This window comes from Bacteroides caecigallinarum, from assembly GCF_021530995.1.
Taxonomy (GTDB): domain Bacteria; phylum Bacteroidota; class Bacteroidia; order Bacteroidales; family Bacteroidaceae; genus Phocaeicola; species Phocaeicola faecigallinarum.
Genome location: NZ_JADYTF010000026.1, coordinates 26,431 through 33,731, shown reverse-complemented (window position 1 = coordinate 33,731; position 7,301 = coordinate 26,431). Strand labels below are relative to the sequence as shown.

At 42.7% G+C, this 7,301-nt stretch carries 5 protein-coding genes and 1 tRNA gene; 3 read left to right on the top strand and 3 right to left on the bottom strand.

The genetic code is table 11. The annotated features are described in order from the left end of the window. Positions 1–74 precede the first annotated feature (74 nt). Positions 75–1,028 carry an NAD-dependent epimerase/dehydratase family protein gene (locus I6E24_RS05645; RefSeq protein WP_235326962.1) on the bottom strand — a complete coding sequence of 318 codons (954 nt, stop codon included), beginning with the start codon at positions 1,026–1,028 and terminating at the stop codon, positions 75–77. A gap of 188 nt (positions 1,029–1,216) precedes the next feature. Here I6E24_RS05645 and kbl point away from each other — a divergent pair, with 188 nt between their 5' ends. Beyond that, positions 1,217–2,407 (top strand): glycine C-acetyltransferase, encoded by a 1,191-nt coding sequence (gene kbl / locus I6E24_RS05640; protein ID WP_235326960.1) that lies wholly within the window; start codon positions 1,217–1,219, stop codon positions 2,405–2,407. A gap of 104 nt (positions 2,408–2,511) precedes the next feature. Here the strand turns inward: kbl and I6E24_RS05635 are convergent. Next, positions 2,512–2,583: transfer RNA gene (locus I6E24_RS05635), tRNA-Arg, on the bottom strand. Positions 2,584–2,783: 200 nt separating this feature from the next. Between I6E24_RS05635 and I6E24_RS05630 the strand changes: the two genes are divergently transcribed. Then, positions 2,784–4,637, top strand: a complete 1,854-nt coding sequence (locus I6E24_RS05630; protein ID WP_235326958.1) for a 2-oxoacid:acceptor oxidoreductase subunit alpha — start codon at positions 2,784–2,786, stop codon at positions 4,635–4,637. A 3-nt stretch (positions 4,638–4,640) separates the two neighbouring features. Beyond that, positions 4,641–5,648: a 2-oxoacid:ferredoxin oxidoreductase subunit beta gene (locus tag I6E24_RS05625; protein ID WP_235326956.1), complete on the top strand. Its 1,008-nt coding sequence runs from the start codon at positions 4,641–4,643 to the stop codon at positions 5,646–5,648. Positions 5,649–5,763: 115 nt separating this feature from the next. Here the strand turns inward: I6E24_RS05625 and I6E24_RS05620 are convergent, their stop codons facing one another. Beyond that, positions 5,764–7,299, bottom strand: coding sequence for an alpha-N-arabinofuranosidase (locus I6E24_RS05620; protein WP_235326954.1), 1,536 nt, complete (start codon positions 7,297–7,299; stop codon positions 5,764–5,766). Between the last annotated feature and the right edge of the window lie 2 nt (positions 7,300–7,301).

Here is a 7,301-nt window from a genome sequence, read left to right as displayed (position 1 = left end):
ACCGTATAGAAGCGGTCGGGATTTTTTATTTGTTTATAAATAGATTTTATCAACTAGTATCTGATGACTAAAAATTATTTCCCAAACTTTTCTTTTAGCTTCGCAAGCATATCGCGTGTCATTGCATCCAGGTCATATTCAGGTTTCCAACCCCATTCTTCGCGTGCGCAAGTATCGTCAAGTGAGTTAGGCCATGAATCAGCGATGGCTTGTCTGAGTGGGTCGACATTATAAACCATCTTGAAATCCGGTTCGTATTCTTTTATTTTGTTATATATGATTTCCGGTTCAAAACTCATTGAAGCGATATTGAACGAGTTACGGTGAATGAATTTGCTTGGATCGGCTTCCATAATTTCAACAGCAGCACGAAGAGCGTCAGGCATATACATCATATCCATGAATGTTCCTTGCGCTATAGGACATTCAAAAGTTTCACCTTTAGCTGCAGAATAGTAAATGTCAACTGCATAGTCTGTAGTTCCGCCTCCCGGAGGAGTTACGTATGAGATCAATCCCGGGAATCTTACAGAACGTGTATCTACACCAAATCGTATGTGATAGTAATCGCTCAGGAGTTCTCCTGAAACCTTTGTTACCCCATACATAGTTCTAGGATTGCGTATTGTGTCCTGTGGAGTCTTGTCTTTAGGAGTGTTATTACCGAAAACGCCTATTGAACTTGGAGTAAATACTGCGCAGTTCATGGCTCTGGCAACTTCAAGGACGTTGAAAAGTCCTCCCATACCTATTTTCCATGCAAGCTGTGGTTTCGCTTCCGCAACGGCTGAAAGTAGTGCTGCCAGATTGTATATAGTATCTATTTTATATCTTGAGACAGTTTCTGCTATCTGTTGCTCATTTGTAATATCAACTATTGCACACGGACCGGATTCTCTGATTGTTTCGTTAGGTTCCGCACCCGGTATGTATCCTGCCACAATATTACCATTATACATACCTCTTAGTTTCATTGTTAGTTCAGAGCCGATTTGACCGGTTGAACCGATGATAAGGATATTTTTCATAAATTCATTTGGTTTGGTTAATCGTATTTTCTGCAAAGATATTTATTGTTTAAATAATTATGAAAAAATATTCGTAATAAATACTGAAATTCAAAAAAAAATCGGAACTTTGGCGTGTACTTTATTAGATATACCTTTATGGGTATCTGGTATTAAAACTTTTTTTATTAACCTCATACAGATATATTATGTACGGAAAATTTCAGAACTTTCTGGCAGAAGAATTATCTAATATAGAAGCTGCCGGACTATACAAGAAGGAAAGAATCATTACTACACCTCAGCGTGCTGATATCAAAGTGAATGCCGGTGAAGATGTATTGAATTTTTGTGCCAACAACTATTTGGGTTTGTCGGATAACAAACGTCTGATTGAAGCTGCTAAGGCTGCCATGGATACCCACGGATATGGAATGTCGTCAGTACGTTTTATTTGCGGTACTCAGGATTTGCACAAACAGCTTGAGGCTGCTATCTCTGATTATTTCAAGACTGAGGATACTATTCTTTATGCCGCTTGTTTCGATGCCAACGGTGGACTGTTCGAACCACTTCTTACAGAAGAAGACGCCATTATATCTGACGCGTTGAATCACGCGTCTATCATTGATGGAGTACGTTTGTGCAAGGCTAAACGTTATCGTTATGCAAATGCCGATATGGCTGATTTGGAACGTTGCCTTCAGGAAGCACAGGCACAGAGGTTCCGTATCATCGCAACAGACGGTGTGTTCTCTATGGACGGAAATGTCGCTCCAATGGATAAGATTTGCGATTTGGCAGAGAAATACGATGCTCTTGTCATGGTAGATGAATCACATTCAGCCGGAGTTGTAGGTCCTACCGGTCACGGTGTGGCAGAACAGTTCGGTGTTTATGGCCGTGTAGATATATTCACAGGAACCCTGGGTAAGGCATTCGGTGGCGCTATGGGTGGTTTCACTACCGGAAGAAAGGAGATTATTGATATGCTTCGTCAGCGTTCACGCCCTTATCTGTTCTCGAATTCAGTTGCGCCTGCTATTATAGGTGCCAGCCTTGAGATGTTCAAGATGCTTAAGGAGAGCGATTCGTTGCACGACAAGCTGATAGAAAATGTAAACTATTTCCGTGATAATATGCTTGCCGCAGGATTTGACATCAAGCCTACCCAAAGTGCTATCTGTGCCGTTATGCTTTATGATGCCAAATTGTCGCAGGATTTTGCAGCGCGTATGCAGGAAGAAGGAATATACGTTACAGGCTTCTACTATCCTGTAGTTCCTAAAGGACAGGCACGTATACGTGTACAGTTGTCTGCCGGACACGAGCGCGCGCATCTTGACAAAGCTATTGCTGCGTTTATTAAAGTGGGTAAAGAATTGGGAGTTATAAAATAAGACTGCATAAAAAAAGAAGCACATGTTAATGCATTTCGCAATGTATTAGATGTGCTTCTTTCTTATGCATTATGTAATGCATTCATTTATTGGACTTTCTTTTGTACCCTCGAGGGGAATCGAACCCCTATCTAAAGTTTAGGAAACTTCTATTCTATCCGTTGAACTACAAGGGCGATTTATTTTATGAATTTTGCAAATGTTTTTCAAATGCTTTGCAAAAATACATCTTTTTGCTGATTATGCAATAATTTATGTAAAAAAAATGAATAGCTATGCTATTTGTAAAAAAACACCCGTGTTTTGTTGTTTTTTTGAAAGAAGTTTTCCATTTTTGCAGACATTAATATTTTTGAAAATTTAAATTAGCAACATTATGGCAGAAGAAATAACAGTCAAGGAGATTGATGAAGTGGTAGTACGCTTCTCAGGTGACTCTGGCGACGGTATGCAGTTGGCCGGAAATATGTTTTCCAATATATCAGCAACTGAGGGAAATGACATCAGTACTTTCCCTGATTATCCTGCAGATATTCGTGCCCCGCAAGGATCACTTACAGGCGTGTCCGGATTCCAGGTACATATCGGTTCGGGAAAGGTTTATACTCCGGGCGATAAATGTGATGTACTTGTTGCAATGAACCCGGCAGCGCTGAAAACCCAATATAAATTCTGTAAGCCTCAGTCAGTAATAATCATTGATACAGATTCGTTTACAAAACGCGATTTGGAGAAGGCACAGTTCCAGCTGGAAAATCCTTTCTCTGAACTTGGCATAAAGAATGAGGTGGTAGAGGCTTCTATTACCACTATGTGTAAGGAATGTCTGAAAGACAGCGGTCTGGACAATAAATCAATCCTGCGTACCAAGAACATGTTTGCATTGGGATTGGTATGTTGGCTTTTCCAGCGCGATGTAAAGATTGGTGAAAAGATATTGCGTGAGAAGTTTGCCAAGAAACCTGAGATAGCTGAAGCTAATGTGCAGGTATTGTATGCCGGCTATCAGTTTGGAGCCAATACCCATGCTTCCGTTTCTATGAGCTACAGAGTCCCTTCTAAGAACCAGAAGGCTCACGGACGATATATGGATATCAACGGTAATAAGGCTACATCATACGGTCTTATCGCTGCGGCTGAGAAGGCTGGATTGCAACTTTATCTTGGTTCATATCCTATCACTCCTGCTACAGATATACTCCACGAACTGGCCAAACATAAATCACTTGGAGTCAAGACAGTTCAGTGCGAGGACGAAATTGCCGGATGTGCTTCGGCTGTAGGAGCTGCATTTGCAGGAGCACTGGCCGTTACTTCTACTTCCGGTCCGGGTGTTTGTCTTAAGAGTGAGGCTATGAACCTGGCTGTGATAGCAGAATTGCCTCTGGTTGTCGTAAACGTACAGCGTGGAGGTCCTTCTACAGGTTTGCCAACTAAATCCGAACAGACAGACCTTCTTCAGGCATTATACGGACGTAATGGTGAAAGCCCTATGCCTGTTATTGCAGCATCATCACCTACTGACTGTTTCGATGCCGCATATACAGCATGTAAGATTGCTTTGGAACACATGACTCCTGTGGTACTTCTTACTGATGCATATATCGCAAACGGTTCGGCTGCATGGAAATTGCCTGACCTGAACGAATATCCGTCTATCAATCCTCCATACGTAACTCCTGATATGTCTTCATACTGGACTCCGTTCCTGCGTAATTATGAAACAGGTGTCCGCTATTGGGCAAAACCTGGTACAGAGGGCTTTATGCACCGTATCGGTGGTCTTGAGAAGAGCAGTGAGACAGGAGCTATCTCTACTGAACCTGAAAACCATCATCTCATGACTCAGCTCCGTGCAGAGAAAGTGGCAAAAATTGCCGACACGCTTCCGTTGCTCGAAGTGGAAGGAGCAGAGGATGCTGATTTGTTGATTGTTGGTTTCGGAGGTACATACGGACATCTTCATTCTGCCATGGATACACTTAATGCCAATGGAAAGAAAGCTGCCCTTGCACATTTCCGTTTCATCAACCCTCTTCCTAAGAATACAGAAGAAGTTCTTCGCAAGTACAAGAAGATTGTTGTTGCTGAACAGAACATGGGACAGTTCGCAGGCTATCTGCGCATGAAGATAGAAGGATTGCATTTACATCAGTTTAACCAGGTTAAAGGTCAGCCGTTCGTAGTACAGGAACTGGTTGATGCTTTCACAAAAATAATGGAGGAATAATCTATGAGCGAATCAAAATATACAGCAGCCGATTATAAAGCAGGACAACCTCGCTGGTGTCCGGGATGTGGAGACCATGCTTTTCTGAATTCATTCCACAAGGCATTGGCAGAGATAGGTACAGCACCTAAGGATATAGCTGTTATTTCCGGTATCGGCTGTTCTTCACGTCTGCCTTATTATATGAACACATACGGTATGCACACCATTCACGGACGTGCTGCAGCAATTGCTACAGGAGTAAAGGTAGCTAATCCACAACTCACTGTATGGCAGATCTCCGGCGATGGCGACGGCCTTGCCATCGGTGGTAATCATTTCATCCATGCCATCCGCCGTAATGTTGACATCAACATCATTCTTCTGAACAACCGTATCTACGGATTGACTAAAGGACAGTATTCTCCTACTTCTGATAGAGGTTTTGTCAGCAAGTCATCTCCATACGGAACTGTGGAAGACCCGTTCCGTCCAGCAGAACTCTGTTTCGGTGCGCGCGGACGCTTCTTCGCACGTTGTGCGGCTGTTGACGGAAATCCATCTGTAGAGGTTCTTAAAGCTGCAGAAAAGCACAAAGGAACATCTGTAGTGGAAGTGCTTCAGAATTGCGTAATCTTCAACGATGGAACTCATAACTCAATCGCTAAGAAAGAAGACCGCGAACGCAATGCCATCTATCTGGAACACGGAAAACCAATGTTGTTCGGTCCTAACAAGGAATTCGGACTGATTCAGGAAGGTTTCGGACTTAAAGTCGTAAAACTGGGCGAGAACGGAATAACAGAGAAAGATATTCTGGTGCATGATGCACACTGTATGGACAATACCTTGCAGTTGAAACTGGCTCTGATGGAAGGCCCTGATTTCCCGATTGCTCTTGGAGTTATTCGCGACGTTGAAGCTCCTACATACGAACAAGCCGTAGAAGACCAGATAAAAGAAGTTTCAGAAAGAAAGAAATACCACAATTTTGCTGAGCTTCTTGATACTAACGATACTTGGGAAATTTAATTTTTAATCAGCAGGAAAACGTTTGGACGTTAAAAAAACTCATTGTCATCCGCTAGGATTGACAATGAGTTTTTTTTATAGGTTTAGGATATATCTTCTAAACTTATTGGAAACATTATTTCAGTTCAAGTGTGACGATAGATTTTGCCGGCAGTTTCACTTTCAGTGTGTTCTTGCTGATCTTAGCGTCTTTGAATTCCTTAGGACATACCACGTCAGGATTTTCAAATGAGTTGTAATCGTCAATCTTGTCAGATGTAAGGATTCTTCCTGAAACACTCTTTACGCTCATTCCGTCAAGTTTGATAGTGATTTCCTGTTCCTCATTCAAATCTACGTTTGACAGAGAAATGTGTGTCAGTCCGTCCTTGCGTGACGCTGTCGCGCTTACCATCGGTACTTCTCTGTTGTCTCTTACCACCTTGTAATTACATTCAAGATTCAATGGTAGATAAGTGGCATCCTGATGTACGTTATACATTTCGAACACGTGGTATGTAGGAGTCAATACCATCTTGTCATCTTTTGTAAGAATCATAGATTGAAGAACGTTTGCTATCTGTGCGATGTTTGTCATCTTTACGCGGTCTGTATATTTATGGAACACGTCGAGAGTGAGTGAAGCCACAAAGGCATCGCGCAGTGTATTCTGTTGGTAAAGGTGTCCGGGAACAGTTCCTGGTTCTTCATCCCACCATGTACCCCATTCGTCTACCATCAGGGCAATCTGCTTTTTAGGGTCATATTGGTCCATAATGGCTATGTGGCGTTTCAGTACATCTTCTATTTCAAGACACTTGCCCATTGTCCAGTAATAATCTTCATTTGAGAACTTTGTTGCCGAACCTTTGCTTCCAGTCCAACCTGCCACAGTATAGTAGTGGAGAGATACTCCGTCCATTCTGTGACCTACGTTCTTCATAAGTACCTCAGTCCAGTTGTAGTCGTAATCGCTTGCACCACTTGCAATCTTGAACAGTCTGTTTCCGTTATAGTTTCTGCAGTATGTGGAATAACGGCGGTATAGGTCGGCATAGTATTCTGGACGCATGCTTCCACCGCATCCCCAGCTTTCGTTTCCTACTCCGAAATATTTCACTTTCCAAGGCTTTTCGCGTCCGTTTTCCTTGCGTAGCTTAGCCATAGGGCTTCCCTGTTCGGCAGTCATGTATTCCACCCATTTTGCCATTTCTTCTACCGAGCCGCTACCAACATTACCGCTGATGTAAGGTTCGCAACCAAGCATTTCGCAGAGGTTGAGGAATTCATGAGTTCCGAAGCTGTTGTCCTCTACCGTGCCACCCCAGTTGTTGTTCACCATACGCGGACGGTTCTCCTTAGGACCGATACCGTCCATCCAGTGATATTCATCGGCAAAACATCCGCCAGGCCATCTCAGCACAGGTACTTTAAGCTTCTTCAGTGCTTCGAATACGTCTGTTCTGTAACCTTTCACGTTTGGAATGTCCGAGTCTTCGCCAACCCAAAGTCCTCCATATATACATGTACCCAGATGTTCGGCAAACTGGCCGTATATCTCTTTCGGTATGATCTGGTTTCCTTTTTCAGGATAAATTTCTATCGTAGCCTTCTGCTGTGCAAAAGCCGATACACTTGCCATCATGGCAATTGATAAAAAGATGTTCTTCATAA

Excerpts from the sequence above, each read along its gene's own strand:
- I6E24_RS05645 (WP_235326962.1), bottom strand. The coding sequence starts at position 1,028 with ATGAAAAATATCCTTATCATCGGTTCAACCGGTCAAATCGGCTCTGAA.
- kbl (WP_235326960.1), top strand. The coding sequence starts at position 1,217 with ATGTACGGAAAATTTCAGAACTTTCTGGCAGAAGAATTATCTAATATA.
- I6E24_RS05630 (WP_235326958.1), top strand. The coding sequence starts at position 2,784 with ATGGCAGAAGAAATAACAGTCAAGGAGATTGATGAAGTGGTAGTACGC.
- I6E24_RS05625 (WP_235326956.1), top strand. The coding sequence starts at position 4,641 with ATGAGCGAATCAAAATATACAGCAGCCGATTATAAAGCAGGACAACCT.
- I6E24_RS05620 (WP_235326954.1), bottom strand. The coding sequence starts at position 7,299 with ATGAAGAACATCTTTTTATCAATTGCCATGATGGCAAGTGTATCGGCT.